We start from the raw sequence: 20,718 nt of genomic DNA on the forward strand, positions 1-20,718 counted from the left end.
CGATCCGTCTTCAGCCTTCAATCGGATCGACGTCCAGAACCCACTTCACTTTTCGCGCTTCCGGCAGGGTATTAATCAGCGCCAGCGTGCCGCTGACGATCTGCTGTAAACGGATACGCGAAGGGTGCTGAAGTAAGAGTTGCCAGCGGAAACGGCCGCCGCGTTTCGGGGCGAGCGCGGGTACCGGGCCTAAAATCCACAGCTGATTATCCACCAGTGGGCTGGCCTGCAGGAGATTTCTCAGCTGTTGCAGGAACAGCGGCGCCTGCTGATTGTTATGATCTTCCGCACGGATGATGACGTGGCTGGTCCACGGAGGAAGCTGCATCGTCTGACGTTCGGCCAGCGCCTGGTCCGCGAAGGCGTCATAGCCTTTGTGCAGCAGCGTTTGCAGCAGCGGGTGCTCAGGATGGTGCGTTTGCAGCACTACTTCGCCCTGCTTACCCGCTCGACCGGCGCGACCAGCAACCTGGGTATAAAGCTGTGCGAAACGCTCGGCGGAGCGAAAATCCGCGGAGAACAGCGCGCCGTCGACGTCCAGCAGGGCGACCAGCGTCACGTCCGGGAAGTGATGCCCTTTCGCCAGCATTTGAGTGCCAATCAGGATGCGCGCGCCGCCGCGATGCACTTCCGCCAGCTGCTGCTCCAGTGCCCCTTTGCGGCTGGTGGTGTCCCTGTCGATACGCGAAATGGGCACATCAGGGAAGAACGGTGCCAGCGCCTGTTCGAGCTGCTCCGTCCCCAGACCCACCGGCACGATGTGCGTTGAGCCGCAGGACGGGCACTGACGGGGTACCGGACGCTGGCTGTCGCAGTGGTGGCAGCGTAAATGGCGCTGAGCCTGGTGGAAGGTGTAGTAGTGATCGCAGCGCGGGCACTCGGCAATCCAGCCGCAGTCGTGGCACAGCAACGCAGGCGCGAAGCCGCGGCGGTTCAGAAACAGGATCACCTGGTTGCCCGCCTGCAAATGTTGGCGCATGCGGCTAATCAGCGCAGGCGCTAACCCGGCCTGCACCTGTTGGCCTTTCAGATCCAGCACATGCTGAATGGCCGGACGGGCATTCCCCGCGCGGCGCGTCAGGCGCAGCATGTGGTATTTACGCTGGCGAACGTTGTGCAGCGTTTCAAGCGCGGGGGTGGCGGACCCCAGAATAATGGGGATTTGCTCGCTGTGGGCGCGGTACACGGCTAAGTCGCGGGCGTGATAGCGCCAGCCTTCCTGCTGTTTATAGGAGCTGTCATGCTCTTCATCGATCACGATAACGCCGAGATTTTTAAACGGCGTAAAGAGTGAGGAACGGGTGCCAATCACAATCGCCGCTTCGCCGTTTTTCGCTTTCAGCCAGGCGCTGAGGCGCTCGCTGTCGTTCAGGCCGGAGTGCAGAACCTCAACGGGCGCATTAAAGCGTTCACGGAAACGGGCGATGGTTTGCGGCGTCAGGCCGATTTCCGGCACCATTACCAGCGCCTGTTTGCCCTGCGCGAGCACATTTTCCAGTACGCTCAGATACACTTCGGTTTTACCGGAGCCGGTGACGCCCGCCAGCAGCCAGGCGGAGAAACGATCGGCGGCGCTGTGAATCGCGCCCACGGCGGTGGCCTGCTCGGTATTCAGACGCAGGCGATCGCCCGAGACGGAAAAGCCGTCGCGCCAGTCGTGAAGGGCAGGTGCTTCGCTGGCCAGCTCGCTCAGCCCTTTCTTCCTTAATGCCTGCAACGCGGTTTCGCTCACCTCGAGCTCGTCGACCTGATAGCGCCAGATTTTCCCCTGGCGTAGCGCGGCCAACGCCTGCTGTTGTTTTTGCGAGCGCTTCAGGCTGTTAATGTCGACCGCCTGACCCTGCTCGGTGGCAAACCAGTACCACATTGGCGCATGGCTGGCGCGCTTACCCTGACGCAGCATAATCGGCAGGGCGTGGAACAATACGTCGCCAATAGGATGGTGATAATAATCTGCCGCCCACAGTAGCAGTCGCCAGGTGCTGTGAGAGTAAACAGGTTCATCGTCCAGCACTTCAACGATCGATTTCAGCTCGGTAAGCGGCAGCTCGCTTTTATCGCTGACGGAGACGACGATCCCCACGCGCTGCTGTTTACCGAACGGCACGGTCACGCGACAGCCCGCTTTGGCGCTCATGCTGTCGGGCAGCAGGTAGTCAAAGGTGCGGGGAAGCGGAACGGGCAGGGCAACGTGAGCGACGGGCATCGAATCTTCCTGACTTGAAAAGTGGCGCGTTAGTATACACATTAGTGAAAGCGGCGTGCGGATCAGTTTGCATACGTTGGTTAAATTCTGTATGATTCGCCGCCTTTGGTGTACTTTACGCCAAAGAACTTACATTCAACATCGCGTGGTGTCTGGCGTTAGGGCTGGAAGAGCGACGCGGCCTTAACTGAGGTTCTCCCATGAAAAAAGATATTCACCCGAAATACGAAATGATTACTGCAAACTGCTCTTGCGGTAACTCTATCCAGATCCGCTCTACCGTGGGTCACGATCTGAACCTGGACGTGTGCGGCAAATGCCACCCGTTCTACACTGGTAAGCAGCGTGATGTTGCAACCGGTGGCCGTGTTGACCGCTTCAACAAGCGTTTCAGCATCCCGGGCGCTAAATAAGTTTCCCGAAAAAAAGGCACCGCAAGGTGCCTTTTTTGTATCCGCTTATCAGTATTCCCACGTATCCGGGTCGATACCCAGTTCACGCATGATCACCTTCGCCTCTTCTGGAATTTCGTCACTGCGCTCTTTGCGCAGATCGTCATCGTTCGGCAACGGTTGGCCGGTAAACGCATGCAGGAACGCTTCGCACAGCAGTTCGCTGTTAGTGGCGTGACGCAGGTTGTTCACCTGACGACGCGTACGTTCATCGGTGAGGATCTTCAACACCTTCAGAGGAATGGACACCGTGATTTTCTTGACTTGCTCACTCTTCTTACCGTGCTCAGCGTATGGGCTGATATATTCGCCGCTCCATTCAGCCATGAGATACCTTTAATCCTCTCAGTCATTAATCTAAAGGTGCAAAACCGGTAACCATCAGTTTTGAACCGTAATCTTGCGTAGTTTACCGTAGAGACGATACCGAGGCACGGATATTGCCGCTGTAGCGTGTCCTAAAGCATATAATTTTAACGGCTATTTGCGCATTGCTCAATCTATACGCAAAGAAGTTTAGATGTCCAGATGTATTGACGTCCATACTTTCAATGTTTACTCTGGTGCCTGACTTTTCACCTCATTCGCCAGGAAGCCTCACCATGACGCGTAAACAGGCCACCATCGCAGTGCGTAGCGGATTGAATGATGACGAGCAGTACGGCTGCGTTGTCCCGCCAATTCATCTCTCCAGCACCTATAATTTCACCGGATTTAATGAACCTCGCGCGCATGACTACTCGCGTCGCGGCAATCCTACGCGTGACGTTACCCAGCGCGCGCTGGCGGAACTGGAAGGCGGCGCAGGGGCGGTATTAACCAATACCGGCATGTCTGCCATTCACCTGGTAACCACGGTGTTCCTGAAACCTGGCGATCTGCTGGTGGCGCCGCACGACTGCTACGGCGGCAGCTATCGTCTGTTTGATAGCCTGGCGAAACGTGGCTGCTACCGCGTGTTGTTTGTCGATCAAAACGACGAACAGGCGCTGAAACAGGCGTTAGCCGAACAGCCAAAGCTGGTTCTGGTGGAAAGTCCAAGCAATCCATTGTTGCGCGTAGTCGATATTGCGAAAATTTGTCAGCTCGCAAGGGATGCGGGAGCGATAAGTGTAGTGGATAATACGTTCCTCAGTCCGGCCCTTCAGAACCCACTGGCACTGGGTGCCGATCTGGTGTTGCATTCATGCACGAAATATCTGAACGGCCATTCTGACGTGGTAGCGGGTGTGGTGATTGCCAAAGATCCTGATGTTGTCACTGAACTGGCATGGTGGGCCAATAACATTGGCGTCACCGCGGGCGCGTTCGACAGCTATTTGCTGCTGCGTGGTATCCGCACCCTGTCACCGCGTATGGACGTGGCGCAGCGTAATGCCCAGGCGATCGTGGATTTCCTGAAAACCCAGCCGCTGGTGAAGAAGCTTTATCACCCGTCGCTGCCGGAAAACCAGGGGCACGAGATTGCCGCGCGCCAACAGAAAGGATTTGGCGCGATGTTAAGTTTTGAACTGGACGGTGACGAGCAAACGCTGCGTCGCTTCCTGAGCGGGTTGTCATTGTTTACGCTGGCGGAATCCTTAGGGGGAGTTGAAAGCTTGATCTCCCACGCCGCAACCATGACGCACGCAGGTATGGCACCCGAAGCACGTGCCGCCGCCGGGATTTCCGAGACGCTGCTGCGTATCTCGACCGGTATTGAAGATTCTGAAGATTTAATTGCCGATCTGGAAAATGGCTTCCGGGTCGCAGCCAAGGGGTAATCATGAGTGTGATAGCGCAGGCAGGGGCGAAGGGTCGTCAGCTGCACAAGTTTGGTGGTAGTAGTCTTGCTGATGTGAAATGTTATCTGCGTGTCGCAGGGATCATGACCGAGTATTCACAGCCGGGGGACATGATGGTTGTCTCTGCGGCGGGCAGCACCACCAACCAGCTGATTAGCTGGCTGAAACTGAGCCAGACCGATCGCCTCTCTGCGCATCAGGTGCAACAGTCCTTACGTCGTTACCAGAGTGAACTGATTGCCGGTTTGCTGCCTGCAGACGTGGCGGACGGACTGATAAGCGCCTTTACTCACGACCTTGAGCGTCTGGCAGCTCTGCTGGACAGCGGCATTACCGATGCGGTGTATGCGGAAGTGGTTGGCCATGGTGAAGTGTGGTCTGCACGCCTGATGGCCGCCGTGCTGCAACATCTTGGCGTGGAAGCCGCCTGGCTCGACGCGCGTGATTTCCTGCGTGCCGAACGCGCCGCACAGCCGCAGGTGGACGAAGGGTTGTCCTACCCGCTGCTGCAACAGCTGCTGGTGCAACATCCGGGTAAACGTATTGTGGTGACCGGCTTTATCAGTCGCAGCAACGCAGGTGAAACCGTACTGCTGGGCCGTAACGGCTCTGACTACTCGGCAACGCAGATTGGCGCCCTGGCGGGCGTGTCCCGCGTCACCATCTGGAGCGACGTGGCCGGTGTCTACAGCGCGGACCCGCGCAAAGTGAAAGATGCCTGCCTGCTGCCGCTGCTGCGTCTCGACGAAGCGAGCGAGCTGGCGCGTCTGGCGGCACCAGTGCTGCACGCGCGCACGCTACAGCCGGTTTCCGGCAGCGACATCGACCTGCAACTACGCTGTAGCTACACGCCGGATCAGGGTTCCACTCGCATCGAGCGCGTGCTGGCATCCGGTACGGGCGCGCGCATTGTCACCAGCCACGATGACATCTGCCTGATTGAGTTCCAGGTGCCTGCGGGCCAGGATTTCAAACTGGCGCACAAAGATATCGACACCATCCTGAAACGTGCCCAGGTGCGTCCGCTGGCCGTTGGCGTGCATAACGATCGCCAGCTGTTGCAGTTCTGCTATACCGCTGAAGTAGTGGACAGCGCCCTGAAGATTCTGGATGAAGCGGGACTGCCGGGCGAGCTTCGCCTGCGTCAGGGACTGGCGCTGGTGGCAATGGTGGGCGCGGGCGTCACCCGTAACCCGCTGCACTGCCACCGCTTCTGGCAGCAGCTGAAAGGGCAGCCGGTGGAGTTCACCTGGCAGTCGGAAGAGGGCATCAGCCTGGTTGCCGTTCTGCGCAAGGGGCCAACCGAAAGCCTGATTCAGGGCCTGCACACCTCCCTGTTCCGCGCGGAAAAACGCATCGGCCTGGTACTGTTCGGGAAAGGGAACATCGGTTCCCGCTGGCTTGAGTTGTTCGCCCGCGAGCAGGTGACGCTTTCGGCGCGTACCGGATTTGAGTTTATTCTGGCAGGCGTGGTGGACAGCCGCCGCAGCCTGTTGAACTACGAAGGGCTGGACGCCAGTCGGGCGCTGGCCTTCTTTAACGATGAAGCGGTTGAGCAGGACGAAGAGTCGCTGTTCCTGTGGATGCGCGCGCACCCGTACGACGATCTGGTGGTGCTGGACGTTACCGCCAGCGAGCAACTGGCCGATCAGTATCTGGATTTTGCCAGCCACGGGTTCCACGTCATCAGCGCCAACAAGCTGGCAGGCGCGAGCAGCACTGACAAATATCGCCAGATCCACGACGCGTTCGAAAAAACGGGTCGTCACTGGCTGTATAACGCCACCGTTGGCGCAGGTCTGCCGGTTAACCATACCGTGCGCGATCTGATTGATAGCGGCGACAGCATTCTGGCGCTGAGCGGGATCTTCTCCGGCACGCTCTCCTGGCTGTTCCTGCAATTTGACGGCACCGTGCCGTTCACCGACCTGGTGGATCAGGCGTGGCAGCAGGGCTTAACCGAGCCGGATCCGCGCGTTGACCTTGCCGGTAAAGACGTGATGCGCAAGCTGGTGATCCTGGCGCGTGAAGCGGGCTACGACATTGAGCCGGGTCAGGTACGCGTTGAGTCTCTGGTGCCTGCGGGCTGCGAGGAAGGATCTGTCGATCACTTCTTTGAGAACGGCGACGAGCTGAACGAGCAGATGGTGCAACGTCTCGAAGCGGCAAACGAGATGGGCCTGGTGCTGCGTTACGTGGCGCGCTTCGAGGCGAACGGTAAAGCGCGCGTGGGCGTGGAGGCGGTACGTCCTGAACATCCGCTGGCGGCGCTGCTGCCGTGCGATAACGTCTTCGCCATCGAAAGCCGCTGGTACCGCGATAACCCGCTGGTGATCCGTGGCCCGGGTGCGGGGCGCGATGTGACCGCCGGAGCCATTCAGTCCGACATTAATCGCCTGGCTAAGCTACTGTAACCCCTCACCCTAACCCTCTCCCCTTAGGGGAGAGGGGACTGCTCGGTGCGGTCTTTCCCCCCTCGCCCCTTTGGGGAGAGGGCTGGGGTGAGGGGCCTTCTCACCCCCCATCATGAACGCCCTTCATCTTCCCTGAACAAACCTCACCGTTAATGTTGATTATTTCTGTTGACGTCATCCCGCTTTTCCGTCATTTTTACATCTGGACGTCTAAACGTATAGAAGTTCACAACACAACAAACAATGACACGCGAAAGATAGAGGTAAGGTATGAGCTTTTTTCACGCCAACCAGCGGGAAGCCCTGAATCAGAGCCTGGCCGAGGTAAACGGCCAGATTAACGTCTCTTTTGAATTTTTCCCGCCGCGCACCAGTGAAATGGAGCAAACCCTGTGGAGCTCTATCGATCGCCTGAGCAGCCTGAAGCCGAAGTTCGTCTCCGTAACCTACGGCGCCAACTCCGGTGAGCGTGACCGCACGCACAGCATCATTAAGGGCATTAAAGACCGAACCGGTCTGGAAGCGGCACCGCACCTCACCTGTATCGACGCCACCCCTGATGAACTGCGCGCGATTGCTCAGGACTACTGGAACAACGGCATTCGTCATATCGTTGCCCTGCGCGGCGACCTGCCGCCGGGGAGCGGTAAGCCGGACATGTACGCCACCGATCTGGTTGCCCTGCTGAAAGACGTTGCTGACTTTGATATTTCCGTTGCCGCTTACCCGGAAGTTCACCCGGAAGCGAAAAGCGCCCAGGCGGATCTGCTTAACCTGAAGCGTAAGGTGGACGCAGGTGCCAATCGCGCCATTACTCAGTTCTTCTTTGATGTGGAAAGCTATTTACGCTTTCGCGACCGCTGCGTCTCGGCGGGTATTGATGTCGAAATCATCCCTGGCATTCTGCCGGTCTCGAACTTCAAACAGGCGAAGAAATTCGCGGATATGACCAACGTGCGCATTCCGCTGTGGATGTCCAAAATGTACGAAGGTTTGGACGATGACCCGGAAACACGCAAGCTGGTGGGGGCCAATATCGCGATGGATATGGTGAAGATTTTAAGCCGTGAAGGGGTGAAGGATTTCCACTTCTATACGCTTAACCGCGCGGAGATGAGTTACGCCATTTGCCATACGCTGGGTGTCCGCCCGGCGTTATAAAGTAAAAATCCCTCATAAAGTGAGGGTTTTTTACTCGAACAGAAAGTTAAAAGGTATTAGCTATCGAATCTGTGGATTAATTCAACTATCTCTTATCGCTAGTGGTGTATATCGTAACGGTAACACTGTAAAGGGAGCATAGCGATGAGCATGTCAGACGAGACCAATAACGCGGCATCCGCCGGCAAATGTCCGTTCCACCAGGGCGGCGTCGATCACAGCGCGGGTGCAGGTACCGGCAGCAAAGAGTGGTGGCCTAAACAACTCCGCATCGATTTACTTAATCAACACTCCAGCCGTTCAAACCCTCTGGGTGAAGACTTCGACTACCGCAAAGAATTCAGTAAGCTCGACTATTCCGCCCTAAAGGGCGATCTCAAAGCACTGTTAACCGACTCACAACCGTGGTGGCCTGCCGACTGGGGCAGCTATGCGGGCCTGTTTATCCGTATGGCCTGGCACGGTGCGGGTACCTATCGCTCCGTTGATGGTCGCGGCGGTGCCGGTCGCGGTCAGCAGCGTTTTGCGCCGCTGAACTCCTGGCCTGATAACGTCAGCCTGGATAAGGCTCGCCGTCTGCTGTGGCCAATTAAGCAAAAATACGGACAAAAAATCTCCTGGGCCGACCTGTTTATCCTCGCGGGTAACGTGGCGCTGGAGAACTCCGGCTTCCGCACCTTTGGTTTCGGTGCCGGGCGTGAAGACGTCTGGGAACCGGATCTGGACGTGAACTGGGGCGATGAAAAAGCCTGGCTGACTCACCGTGACCCGGAAGCGCTGGCGAAGCGCCCGCTGGCCGCCACAGAAATGGGCCTGATTTACGTTAACCCGGAAGGGCCAAACGCCAGTGGTGAACCGCTGTCTGCGGCGGCGGCGATCCGCGCTACATTTGGCAACATGGGCATGAATGACGAAGAGACCGTTGCGCTTATTGCAGGCGGCCATACGCTCGGTAAAACGCACGGTGCAGGCGAAGCCACGCACGTGGGCACTGACCCTGAAGCGTCGCCTATTGAAGCGCAGGGCCTGGGCTGGGCCAGCACGCACGGCACCGGTATTGGCGCTGACGCCATCACCTCCGGGCTGGAAGTTATCTGGTCTCAAACCCCAACCCAGTGGAGCAACTATTTCTTCGAGAACCTGTTCAAATACGAATGGGTGCAGACGCGTAGCCCGGCGGGCGCAATTCAGTTTGAAGCCGTGGATGCGCCGGAAATTATGCCTGACCCGTTCGACCCGTCGAAAAAACGCAAGCCAACCATGCTGGTCACCGACCTGACGCTGCGTTTTGATCCGGAATTCGAGAAAATTTCCCGTCGTTTCCTGAACGATCCGCAGGCCTTCAACGAAGCCTTTGCGCGCGCGTGGTTCAAGCTGACCCACCGCGATATGGGGCCAAAAGCGCGGTACATCGGCCCGGAAGTACCGAAAGAAGATCTGATTTGGCAGGATCCGCTGCCTCAGCCGGTGTTCCATCCGACGCAGGAAGATATTGAAAGCCTGAAAGCGGAAATCGCGGCCTCGGGTCTCTCCGTGAGCGAGCTGGTTTCCGTGGCCTGGGCGTCGGCATCGACCTTCCGCGGCGGCGACAAGCGTGGCGGCGCTAACGGCGCGCGTCTGGCGCTGGCACCTCAGCGCGACTGGGACGTTAACGCCGCGGCGGTGCGGGCATTACCGGCTCTGGAAGCGATCCAGCGCACCACCAACAAAGCGTCACTGGCCGATATCATTGTGCTGGCGGGTGTCGTGGGCGTTGAGCAGGCGGCGAAAGCGGCAGGCGTTTACGTCAACGTACCGTTCACTCCAGGTCGTGTGGATGCGCGCCAGGATCAGACGGATATCGAGATGTTTAACCTGCTCGAACCGATTGCCGACGGTTTCCGTAACTATCGCGCACAGGTGGATGTGTCCACCACGGAGTCGCTGCTGATCGACAAAGCCCAGCAGTTGACCCTGACCGCGCCGGAACTGACGGTGTTGATCGGCGGTTTGCGCGTACTGGGTGCAAACTTCGATGGCAGCAAGAATGGCGTGTTTACTAACCGCGAGGGCGTGCTGAGCAACGACTTCTTCGTCAATCTGCTGGATATGAACACCCAGTGGAAAGCGACCGACGACTCAAACGAGCTGTTTGCCGGTAGCGATCGCGCCAGCGGGGAAGTGAAATATACCGCCACCCGCGCCGATCTGGTCTTCGGTTCCAACGCTGTCCTCCGCGCGCTGGCTGAAGTTTACGCCAGCAGCGATGCACAAGAGAAGTTCGTCCGCGACTTCGTTGCCGCATGGGCGCGAGTGATGGATTTGGATCGGTTTGACGTGAAGTAACCCTTGTGCCGGGTGGCGGCTACGCCTTACCCGGCCTACAAATTAAAGTGCCATGTAGGCCGGGTAAGCGCAGCGCCACCCGGCTTTTCTATTACTCCCACTCCTGCAAGAATCGCTGTCCATACTGGTCCGCCACCAGCAGCGCCGCATAGACCTGATCCGGCGTTACGCCGCCAGGCATGTTGTGAATGGTTTCCCCTTCGGCACAGGACGCCTCCGCGATCAGCCGCATTTTAGCCGGAATATCCTCTTTGATATTCAGCTGCGCCAGCGTAATTGGCAGCCCGACGCTATGGCACAGCGCCGCAACGGTTTCGATTTCTTCTACCGGCGCGTTCTCCAGTACCAGTTGCGTCAGCGTACCAAATGCCACTTTTTCACCGTGGTAGAAATGGTGCGCATCCGGCACCGCCGTCATGCCATTGTGAATGGCGTGTGCCGCCGCCAGCCCGCCACTTTCAAAGCCCACGCCGCTCAGATAGGTGTTGGCTTCAATAATGCGTTCCAGAGCAGGCGTCACCACGTGTTGTTCCGCCGCCAGCATCGCTTTCTCGCCCTCTTCAACCAGCGTGTTGTAGCACAGCTCAGCCAGCGCTAACGCTGCCTGCGTGCACTTGCCACCCGCCATGGTCGTGGCGCCGCTACGCGAACAGGCGCGCGCTTCAAACCAGGTTGCCAGGGCATCGCCAATCCCGGCGGCCAGCAGGCGCGCAGGTGCGCCCGCCACCACCCTGGTATCGACAATCACCATGTTCGGGTTGTGCGGCAGCATCAGGTAGCGATCGAACTCGCCGCTGTCGGTATAAATCACGGAAAGGGCACTGCACGGCGCATCGGTGGAGGCAATGGTCGGGGCAATAGCCACCGGCACGTCCATAAAGTGCGCCAGCGCTTTGGCGGTATCCAGCGTTTTTCCGCCCCCGATACCCAGCACCGCCAGGCAGTCGGTACTGTCGGCCAGTTTTTTCAGGCGATCGATTTCATTTTGCGAACATTCGCCGCCAAACGGTGCAATTTCGGCATGGAGTCCGGCTTTTTTAAAACTCTGACGCAGGGTTTCTTCGGTAAAACCCAGCACAAATTTATCGCCTACCACCAGCCAGCGAGCCGCCAGCGGCTTCAGGTAGTCGCCGAGACGAGTAAGAACATCAGCGCCCTGGATGTACTTCCCCGGCGATTGAATGATACGGTCCATAACATTTCTCCCTTAGAGGTTGAGGTTACCAAACGCGTTTTTCCAGTCCTGCTCGAACTTCTCTATGGCTGACTCTACCGCTGGCGTGCCGAGCATTTGTTGCGCTACGTCTAAGGGAAGCGTAATTGCCTCACATCCTGCCAACAGGCAATCCAGCGCCTGGCGCGGCGTTTTAAAGCTGGCAGCCAGCACCATGCTCTCTGGCGCATGCTGTTCCAGCAGGGATTGCAGTTCCTGTACCGTGCGAATGCCGTCACAGCCCTGCGCATCGACGCGGTTTACATACGGTGCGACATATTTCGCTCCTGCCAGCGCGGCCAGTAACCCCTGAGCGGCGCTGTAAACGGCGGTTCCCAGCGTGGTAATTCCCTCTTTCTTCAGCGCTTTAATCGCGATGAGCCCCTGTGCAGTGACGGGAATTTTTACCACGATGTCCGGCAGGGCATTGTTCAGCCGTTTTGCTTCCGCCACCATTCCTTCGGCGTCGCGGCTCATGGTTTGGGCAAACAGCCTGCCCTCCGGGCCGATAGCATGCTGCAGGCGCGGCAACACCTCCCAGACAGATTCGCCGCTGGCGGCTACGATGCTTGGGTTGGTGGTCACGCCCGCAATGGGAAAAATGCGCGCCAGGCGTTCAACTTCTGCCACGTTGGCGGTATCCAGGTACAGTTCCATTATTTTTCCTTAAGTCAGAAAGGTTGAATAAAGGATACGGCGCACCCAGTCGCGGCGAATACAGGTCAATTTTGCCAAATACTGGATAAATGTAATGTCCCTGGCGAAGTGAGAGAGCGATCACAATGCTACTTTTTGGCGATCAGCTGGCTGTGATACTGGCGTCGATATTCGGAAGGGGAACGTTCAGTGTGCTTGCGAAAGAGACGGCAAAAGTAGTTACTGTCCGTAAATCCGCAGCTTGCAGCGATATCTTTGATTTTGAACTCGTAGCCTTTAAGAAGCTGACGCGCGTGCTCGAGGCGTGTTTGCGTAAGATATTCGTTGAACCCCACGCTGCCTGTTTTTTGAAAAAGATGAGAAAGGTAGTTCGGTGAAATATAAAACGCCTGCGCCACCGATTCACGGGTCAGTGCAGAGGCGTGATGTTCTTCGATGTAGTGACGAATCGCTTCAAATAATGCACGGCTGCGGCTGGCGGTATGGATATCGCTGCCCAGCAGATCGCGACAGTGGCTGAGCAAACTTAATACCACCAGTCTGGCCGTTTCCCGATCGTCTGGCTGCATTTGCAATTCAGCGAGCGTCTGCAAAAGGAATGCGCCCACTCGCGGCCCGCGTCTGGCAACCTGTTGCTGTTGCAAAAGCGTGTTGTCGCGCTCGAGCTGAAGAGTCAGTTGTTGCTTGCCGAAGCTGATGTTGAGCGAAAAGGCGGGTTGAAGCGGAATATTACCGGATGAAAAAAATAACGCTTCGCAGGCCGTATCAAAGCTAAGCACGAGGCAAGGTGACGTTCGGGGGAGCGGTTTAGCCGAAGGGGGGAAATGCACCTGACGCAGCGGCAAGGTGCCGTTGATCAGGTCATTCAGGATGTGGGGGATATCGTGGTGCATGGTGTGGATACCAGGGTATTGCCCGGCGACGCTGGCGCTTGCCGGGCCTACGAAAAGCCTATTGTAGGCCGGGTAAGCGTAAGCGCCACCCGGCAAAACCGATCAACCGGTGTTACGCATCCCCGCCGCAACGCCCGCAATCGTCACCATCAGCGCCTGTTCAACGCGCGGATCCGGCTCTTTACCTTCCTCTTCCGCCAGACGCGAACGGTGCAGCAGTTCAGCCTGTAAAACGTTCAGCGGGTCGGTGTAGATGTTACGCAGTTGGATAGACTCGGCGATCCACGGCAGGTCTTCCATCAGGTGGGAGTCGTTAGCGATATCCAGCACCACTTTGATGTCGCCTTCCAGCAGCTCGCGTAGCTCTTTACCCAGCGCCCACAGCTCGGGTTTCACCAGACGCTGATCGTAGTATTCCGCCAGCCACAGGTCGGCTTTCGAGAAGACCATCTCCAGCATGCCCAGACGGGTAGAGAAGAATGGCCAGTCGCGGCACATGGTTTCCAGTTCGCTCTGCTTACCGTCTTCCACCACTTTTTGCAGCGCCGCACCGGCACCCAGCCAGGCTGGCAGCATCAGACGGTTTTGCGTCCAGGCAAAGATCCACGGAATGGCGCGCAGGGATTCAACGCCGCCAGTAGGACGACGCTTGGCCGGGCGCGAGCCGAGCGGCAGTTTACCCAGCTCCTGCTCAGGCGTGGCTGAGCGGAAGTAAGGCACAAAGTCTTTGTTTTCACGCACGTAGCCGCGATACAGATCGCAGGAGATGTCAGACAGCTCGTCCATAATCCGGCACCAGGATTCTTTTGGCTCCGGCGGCGGCAGCAGGTTGGCTTCCAGGATCGCACTGGTATAGAGCGACAGGCTGCTGATGGTCACTTCCGGCAGGCCGTACTTGAAGCGGATCATCTCGCCCTGCTCGGTCACGCGCAGGCCGCCTTTCAGGCTTCCTGGTGGTTGAGAGAGCAGCGCTGCGTGTGCAGGCGCACCGCCACGGCCAATGGAGCCGCCGCGTCCGTGGAACAGGGTCAGTTCAATACCGGCTTTTTCGCAGGTTTTGATTAGCGCATCCTGCGCCTGATACTGCGCCCAGGAGGCTGCCATCACGCCCGCATCTTTCGCGGAGTCGGAATAGCCAATCATCACCATCTGCTTGCCCTGAATAAAGCCGCGATACCAGTCGATGTTCAGCAACTGGGTCATCACGTCGTTGGCGTTGTTCAGGTCGTCGAGAGTCTCAAACAGCGGTGCTACCGGCAGTGCGTAGTCGATGCCCGCTTCTTTCAGCAGAAGGTGAACGCCCAGCACGTCGGACGGGGTTTTCGCCATGGAGATCACATAGGCGGCCACCGATCCTTTCGGGGCATCCACGATCGCTTTACAGGTGTTGAGCACTTCGCGGGTGTCATTGCTTGGCTCCCAATTGCGCGGCAGCAGCGGGCGCTTGGAGTTCAGCTCGCGGATCAGGAACGCCTGTTTGTCGGCTTCGGACCAGCTTTCATAGTCGCCAATGCCGAGATAACGGGTCAGCTCGCCCAGCGCTTCGGTATGACGGGTGCTTTCCTGACGGACGTCGATACGCACCAGCGGCACGCCGAAACACTTCACGCGGCGCAGGGTGTCGAGCAGCTCGCCATTGGCAATGATGCCCATCCCGCAGGCCTGAAGCGATTTATAACAGGCGTACAGCGGTTCCCAGAGCTGTTCGTTCTGGCTCAGCAGACCTTCCGGCTTCGGCAGGCGCTGGCCTTTCAGGCGCGCTTCCAGCCAGGCCTGCGTGGCCATCAGCTGACCGCGCAGTTTTTTCATCAGGAAACGGTACGGCTCACTGGCACCTTCTTCACCGGCCAGCGCGCGCAGTTCCGGCGTCGCTTCTACCATCGACAGCTCGGAGATCAGCACCTGAATATCTTTCAGGAACAGATCGGTTGCTTTCCAGCGGCTCAACAACAGGACGTGACGGGTGATTTCCGCCGTCACGTTCGGGTTGCCGTCGCGGTCGCCGCCCATCCAGGAAGTGAAGCGAACCGGCACAAAGTCGACCGGCAGGCGATAGCCCAGATTTTCTTCCAGCTGTTCGTTAAGCTCGCGCAGGTAGTTTGGCACCCCTTCCCACAGGCTGTTTTCCACCACCGCAAAGCCCCATTTGGCTTCGTCGACCGGGCTTGGGCGATGCTTACGAATTTCATCGGTGTGCCAGGACTGAGCAATCAGCTGGCGCAGGCGGCGCATAAGCTGGTTACGTTCGTAGTCGGCAATGTCTTTGTTATCCAACTGCTTCAGACAGTTGTTCACTTCCACCATTTTGTGGATCAGCGTACGACGTGTGATTTCGGTTGGGTGTGCGGTCAGCACCAGCTCCAGCGAAAGGGATTCCACCGCTTTTTTGATGGTCGCTTCGTTGAGGTTGGGCTGATCTTTGAGTTTACGAAGGGTGCGGGCAATGACTTCCGGGTTGCTGGCCGCTTCGCCTTTTGGCGAAATGCTGTGGTATTGCTCAGCGGTGTTTGCCAGGTTCAGAAACTGGCTGAAGGCGCGGGCAACGGGCAGTAGCTCATCATTAGAGAGGTTCTGCAAGGTGGTGAGCAGCTCCTGACGATTGGCCTCGTTACCGGCGCGGGAAGATTTGGACAGCTTGCGGATGGTTTCAACACGGTCGAGGATGTTCTCCCCCAACGCATCTTTGATGGTATCTCCAAGCACTTTGCCGAGCATACTGACATTACTACGCAACGCGGAATATTGTTCGTTCATAAAAACCCAGTCACCCCATCATTTTTGTTTATGCCCAGGCGAAAATTTTCTGGACATTATTTTGTCATCTCCCTTTATAAAGCCACGTAAAACCCCCGTCGTCAATTGCTGCGAAAACGGTTCAGCAGATGAATAAATGCGGGCAATTTACGAAATTTAATTCGTATTGCGTCAGATAAGAGATGCTTATGGGAATGTGACGGAGATCGCGGGATTTACTCCCCTCACCCTAACCCTCTCCCCAAAGGGGAGAGGGAACTTGAACACCCTCTCCCCTTTGGGGAGAGGGCAGGGTGAGGGGCCGTTTTAATGCCAGCAGAAGTGATGCACAACCTGGGTAATGAGTTCGCGGGTGGGCTTGATGAAGCGGGTTTCGAGATATTCGTCCGGCTGGTGGGCCTGGTTGATGGAGCCAGGGCCCAGAACCAGCGTCGGGCACAGGGTCTGAATAAACGGCGCTTCGGTACAGTAGTTCACCACGTCGGTTTTCTCTCCGAGCAGTTTTTCCACCACCTGAACCAGCTGGTGGTCAGGCGGGCATTCGTAGCCTGGAATCGGCGGATGCAGTTCGGAGACCGTCAGACGTCCCGGCCAGCGCTCGCTGACCGGGGCCAGCGCTTCGTTCAGTAAGCCATCCAGATCGCTCAGCGTCATGCCCGGCAGAGGACGGATATCCATATGCAGTTCGCAGCAGGCGCAGATACGGTTGGACGCATCACCGCCGTGCAGGCTGCCGAGGTTCAGCGTCGGATACGGCACGGTGAACGCCTCGTAGTGATAGCGCTCTTTCAGATCGTCGCGCAGGGTCATGATGCGGCCAATCGCGTCATGCATCAGCTCAATGGCGTTCACGCCGCGCGCCGGATCGCTGGAGTGACCAGACTGGCCCAGCACGCGCACTGCGGTAGAAATATGGCCTTTGTGCGCCCGAATCGGTTGCAGAGAGGTAGGTTCACCGATGATCGCGCAGTCCGGGCGAATCGACGTGTTTTCAGAGAAATACCGTGCGCCCGCCATGCTGGTCTCTTCATCGGCGGTCGCCAGAATGTAGAGCGGCTTTTTCAGCGTTGTCACGTCCACGTCACGCAGCGCGTCGAGGATAAAAGCAAAGAAGCCTTTCATGTCCGCCGTGCCGAGACCGTAGAGCTTGTTGTCGTGCTCTGTCAGGGTGAACGGATCGCGGGTCCAGCGGCCATCGTCAAACGGCACGGTGTCAGTGTGACCAGCCAGCAGCAGGCCGCCAGCGCCATGTCCGGTGCTGGCGAGCAGGTTAAATTTGTGACGTGTTCCGGGGACGGGCTGAACCTCAACGTTAAACCCAAGATCGCTAAACCAACCCGCCAGCAGATTGATTAAAGACTCATTGCTCTGATCCAGCGCTTCTTCCGTTGCGCTGATGGACGGTGTGGCAATCAGGGCGCGGTAAATCTCGATAAATGGCGGTAAGTTCATTTTCATTGTTGACACACCTTAGGTCGTGATAGTATCAATATTCATGCAATAAATGTGAATAAAAATACATTAACGTTGAGCATAAAGGAACCCGATGTTGAATACGCTGATTGTAGGCGCTAGCGGTTATGCGGGCGCAGAGCTTGTAAGCTACGTGAATCGCCACCCACATATGACCATAACCGCTTTGACCGTGTCAGCGCAAAGCAATGATGCCGGAAAGTTAATTTCCGATTTGCATCCACAACTTAAGGGCGTGGTTGATTTGCCTTTGCAGGCTATGTCTGACATCAGCGAGTTTACCGACGGCGTTGACGTGGTGTTTTTAGCCACCGCACACGAGGTCAGTCACGACCTGGCGCCGCAGTTTCTGGCAGCCGGTTGCGTGGTCTTCGATCTCTCCGGCGCGTTTCGCGTTAACGACAGCGCGTTCTACGAAAAATATTACGGTTTCACCCATCAGCACCCGGATCTGCTCGAAAAAGCGGTGTACGGCCTGGCGGAGTGGAGCGCAGATAAACTGAAAGAAGCGAATCTGATTGCCGTGCCTGGCTGTTACCCGACGGCGGCGCAGCTCTCCCTTAAGCCGCTGATCGACGCGGGTCTGCTGGATCTTGACCAGTGGCCGGTGATCAACGCCACCAGCGGCGTGAGCGGCGCCGGGCGCAAGGCCGCGATCTCCAACAGCTTCTGCGAAGTGAGCCTTCAGCCGTATGGCGTGTTTAATCACCGTCATCACCCTGAAATCACCACCCATCTGGGCGCGGAGGTGATCTTCACCCCGCACCTCGGTAGCTTCCCGCGCGGGATCCTTGAAACCATTACCTGTCGCCTGAAGCCGGGCGTGACCAAAGACCAGGTGAGCGAAGTCTTCACGCAGGCGTATGCGGATAAACCACTGGTGCGTCTGTATGACAAAGGCGTACCAGCGCTAAAAAACGTGGTCGGCCTGCCGTTCTGCGACATCGGCTTTGCCGTGCAGGGCGAGCACCTGATTGTGGTCGCCGCAGAAGATAACTTACTCAAAGGCGCTGCCGCACAGGCAATGCAGTGTGCAAATATTCGTTTCGGCTTCCCTGAAACGCAGGCTCTTATTTAAGGTGTGATGATGAACCCATTAATTATCAAACTCGGTGGTGTACTGCTGGACAGCGAAGAAGCGCTGGAGCGCCTGTTTACCGCGCTGGTGAACTATCGTGAATCACATCAACGTCCGCTGGTGATTGTCCACGGCGGCGGCTGTGTGGTGGACGAGCTGATGAAAGGGCTCAACCTGCCGGTGATTAAGAAAAATGGCCTGCGCGTCACGCCTGCCGACCAGATTGACATTATTACTGGTGCGCTGGCGGGGACGGCGAACAAAACGCTGCTGGCGTGGGCGAAGAAGCACCACATCGCGTCCGTTGGCCTCTGTCTTGGCGATGGCGATAGCGTGAAAGTGACCCAGCTCGACGAAGCGCTTGGCCATGTTGGACTGGCGCAGCCAGGTTCGCCTAAGCTGATTAACACCCTGCTGGAAGGTGGTTTCCTGCCGGTGGTGAGCTCAATCGGCGTGACCGAAGAGGGCGAGCTGATGAACGTCAATGCGGACCAGGCGGCAACCGCGCTGGCGGCCACGCTGGGCGCAGACCTGATCCTGCTCTCCGACGTGAGCGGTATTCTGGACGGCAAAGGCCAGCGTATAGCGGAAATGACCGCCGCAAAAGCCGAACAGCTGATCGATCAGGGCATTATCACCGACGGCATGATCGTTAAGGTGAACGCGGCGCTGGATGCCGCGCGCACGCTGGGTCGTCCGGTGGATATCGCCTCCTGGCGTCACGCGGAGCAACTCCCGGCGCTGTTTAACGGTACGCCGATTGGTACGCGTATTCTGGCTTAAGATTCTGTGCCGGATGGCGCTTCGCTTATCCGGCCTACGTGAATTTTGTAGGCCCGGTAAGCGCAGCGCCACCGGGCAAAAATATCATCATTAAGGAAATTCGTTATGGCACTTTGGGGTGGGCGTTTTACACAGGCAGCGGATCAGCGGTTCAAACAGTTCAACGACTCTTTGCGCTTCGACTACCGCCTGGCCGAACAGGATATTGTCGGCTCTGTGGCCTGGTCCAAAGCGCTGGTGACCGTGGGCGTGCTGACCGCAGAGGAACAGCAGCAGCTGGAAGAGGCGCTGAATAATCTGCTGGAAGAGGTGCGTCTGGATCCGCAGCAAATCCTCCAGAGCGATGCCGAAGATATTCACAGCTGGGTGGAAGGCAAACTTATCGACAAAGTCGGCCAGCTGGGTAAAAAGCTCCATACCGGGCGTAGCCGTAATGACCAGGTGGCGACCGACCTGAAGCTGTGGTGTAAAGAGACCGTCGGCGAACTGCTGGCGGCGAATCGTCAGCTGCAGAGCGCGCTGGTGGACACTGCGCAGAACAATCAGGATGCGGTGATGCCGGGTTATACCCACCTGCAACGCGCACAGCCGGTGACCTTTGCGCACTGGTGTCTGGCCTACGTTGAGATGCTGGCGCGTGATGAGAGCCGTTTACAGGATACCTTAACGCGTCTGGACGTCAGCCCGCTGGGCAGCGGCGCGCTGGCCGGTACGGCTTATGAAATCGACCGTGAGCAGCTGGCAGGCTGGCTGGGCTTTGCTTCCGCCACCCGCAACAGCCTGGACAGCGTCTCTGACCGTGACCATGTGCTGGAGCTGCTGTCGAATGCCTCTATCGGGATGGTGCACCTGTCGCGCTTTGCCGAAGACCTGATCTTCTTTAACTCTGGCGAAGCCGGGTTTGTGGAGCTGTCCGACCGTGTGACGTCCGGCTCCTCCCTGATGCCGCAAAAGAAAAACCCGGATGCGCTGGAGCTGATCCGCGGTAAGTGTGGCCGCGTGCAGGGCGCGCTGACCGGCATGATGATGACCCTGAAAGGGCTGCCGCTGGCATACAACAAAGATATGCAGGAAGACAAAGAGGGGCTGTTCGACGCGCTCGACACCTGGCTGGACTGTCTGCATATGGGCGCGCTGGTGCTGGACGGCATTCAGGTGAAACGTCCGCGCTGCCAGGAAGCGGCGCAGCAGGGGTATGCTAATTCTACCGAGCTGGCGGACTACCTGGTGGCGAAAGGCGTACCGTTCCGCGAGGCACACCATATTGTGGGTGAAGCGGTAGTGGAAGCGATTCGTCAGGGTAAAGCCCTTGAAGAGCTGGCGCTTGCCGACCTGCAAAAATTCAGCGCGGTTATCGGGGATGATGTCTACCCGATTCTGGCCCTGCAATCCTGCCTGGATAAGCGTGCAGCGAAAGGTGGAGTCTCGCCGAAGCAGGTAGCGCAGGCGATTGCGGACGCGAAAAACCGGTTGGTTTGATTTGTGCGGGCTGGTGCCCTCACCCCGGCCCTCTTCCACAGGGAGA

The 20,718-nt window shown here is 57.7% G+C and carries 15 protein-coding genes; 8 read left to right on the forward strand and 7 right to left on the reverse strand.

Features of this window, described 5'->3' with window-relative positions; all coding sequences use genetic code 11:
• Positions 1-10: 10 nt before the first annotated feature.
• Positions 11-2,206 carry a primosomal protein N' gene (gene priA / locus ACOTXC_RS18135; RefSeq protein WP_171936294.1) on the reverse strand — a complete coding sequence of 732 codons (2,196 nt, stop codon included), beginning with the start codon at positions 2,204-2,206 and terminating at the stop codon, positions 11-13.
• Between the two features lie 200 nt (positions 2,207-2,406).
• Here priA and rpmE point away from each other — a divergent pair, with 200 nt between their 5' ends.
• Positions 2,407-2,619: a 50S ribosomal protein L31 gene (gene rpmE, locus ACOTXC_RS18140; RefSeq protein ID WP_003862040.1), complete on the forward strand. Its 213-nt coding sequence runs from the start codon at positions 2,407-2,409 to the stop codon at positions 2,617-2,619.
• A 48-nt stretch (positions 2,620-2,667) separates the two neighbouring features.
• Here rpmE and metJ read toward each other — a convergent pair whose 3' ends face one another.
• A complete protein-coding gene (metJ, locus tag ACOTXC_RS18145) occupies positions 2,668-2,985 on the reverse strand; it encodes a met regulon transcriptional regulator MetJ (RefSeq protein ID WP_006179183.1) in 318 nt (105 codons plus the stop codon).
• A gap of 275 nt (positions 2,986-3,260) precedes the next feature.
• On the opposite strand from metJ, the gene metB reads away from it, so the two are divergent.
• From metB to katG, 4 genes are all read left to right on the forward strand, one after another.
• Entirely contained in the window at positions 3,261-4,421 is a 1,161-nt protein-coding gene (gene metB, locus ACOTXC_RS18150; RefSeq protein ID WP_017383102.1) for a cystathionine gamma-synthase, read from the forward strand.
• A 2-nt stretch (positions 4,422-4,423) separates the two neighbouring features.
• Positions 4,424-6,856 (forward strand): bifunctional aspartate kinase/homoserine dehydrogenase II, encoded by a 2,433-nt coding sequence (locus ACOTXC_RS18155; protein ID WP_023298896.1) that lies wholly within the window; start codon positions 4,424-4,426, stop codon positions 6,854-6,856.
• Between the two features lie 270 nt (positions 6,857-7,126).
• Positions 7,127-8,017, forward strand: coding sequence for a methylenetetrahydrofolate reductase (gene metF / locus ACOTXC_RS18160; protein WP_022649792.1), 891 nt, complete (start codon positions 7,127-7,129; stop codon positions 8,015-8,017).
• A 144-nt stretch (positions 8,018-8,161) separates the two neighbouring features.
• Positions 8,162-10,342 carry a catalase/peroxidase HPI gene (gene katG, locus ACOTXC_RS18165; RefSeq protein WP_023298895.1) on the forward strand — a complete coding sequence of 727 codons (2,181 nt, stop codon included), beginning with the start codon at positions 8,162-8,164 and terminating at the stop codon, positions 10,340-10,342.
• Positions 10,343-10,433: 91 nt separating this feature from the next.
• On the opposite strand, the gene gldA is transcribed toward katG, so the two are convergent.
• The 5 genes from gldA to argE all read right to left on the reverse strand — a co-directional run bounded on the left by gldA (position 10,434) and on the right by argE (position 17,317).
• A complete protein-coding gene (gene gldA / locus ACOTXC_RS18170) occupies positions 10,434-11,537 on the reverse strand; it encodes a bifunctional L-1,2-propanediol dehydrogenase/glycerol dehydrogenase (protein ID WP_023307182.1) in 1,104 nt (367 codons plus the stop codon).
• 12 nt (positions 11,538-11,549) lie between these two features.
• Positions 11,550-12,212 (reverse strand): fructose-6-phosphate aldolase, encoded by a 663-nt coding sequence (fsa, locus tag ACOTXC_RS18175; RefSeq protein WP_317579383.1) that lies wholly within the window; start codon positions 12,210-12,212, stop codon positions 11,550-11,552.
• 128 nt (positions 12,213-12,340) lie between these two features.
• Positions 12,341-13,105 (reverse strand): helix-turn-helix transcriptional regulator, encoded by a 765-nt coding sequence (locus tag ACOTXC_RS18180; protein WP_023298892.1) that lies wholly within the window; start codon positions 13,103-13,105, stop codon positions 12,341-12,343.
• 102 nt (positions 13,106-13,207) lie between these two features.
• Entirely contained in the window at positions 13,208-15,859 is a 2,652-nt protein-coding gene (gene ppc / locus ACOTXC_RS18185) for a phosphoenolpyruvate carboxylase (protein WP_022649787.1), read from the reverse strand.
• 306 nt (positions 15,860-16,165) lie between these two features.
• Positions 16,166-17,317: an acetylornithine deacetylase gene (gene argE, locus ACOTXC_RS18190; protein WP_015569956.1), complete on the reverse strand. Its 1,152-nt coding sequence runs from the start codon at positions 17,315-17,317 to the stop codon at positions 16,166-16,168.
• An 88-nt stretch (positions 17,318-17,405) separates the two neighbouring features.
• Between argE and argC the strand changes: the two genes are divergently transcribed.
• From argC to argH, 3 genes are all read left to right on the forward strand, one after another.
• Positions 17,406-18,410 carry an N-acetyl-gamma-glutamyl-phosphate reductase gene (argC, locus tag ACOTXC_RS18195; protein WP_023298889.1) on the forward strand — a complete coding sequence of 335 codons (1,005 nt, stop codon included), beginning with the start codon at positions 17,406-17,408 and terminating at the stop codon, positions 18,408-18,410.
• A gap of 6 nt (positions 18,411-18,416) precedes the next feature.
• Complete coding sequence (argB, locus tag ACOTXC_RS18200; RefSeq protein WP_094948456.1) at positions 18,417-19,193, forward strand: acetylglutamate kinase; 777 nt, start codon at positions 18,417-18,419, stop codon at positions 19,191-19,193.
• Positions 19,194-19,298: 105 nt separating this feature from the next.
• Positions 19,299-20,672 (forward strand): argininosuccinate lyase, encoded by a 1,374-nt coding sequence (gene argH / locus ACOTXC_RS18205; RefSeq protein WP_126490455.1) that lies wholly within the window; start codon positions 19,299-19,301, stop codon positions 20,670-20,672.
• Positions 20,673-20,718: the final 46 nt, after the last annotated feature.

Origin of the sequence: Enterobacter cloacae complex sp. IR5428 (genome assembly GCF_049238585.1) — a bacterium.
In the GTDB taxonomy this organism is placed as follows: domain Bacteria; phylum Pseudomonadota; class Gammaproteobacteria; order Enterobacterales; family Enterobacteriaceae; genus Enterobacter; species Enterobacter intestinihominis.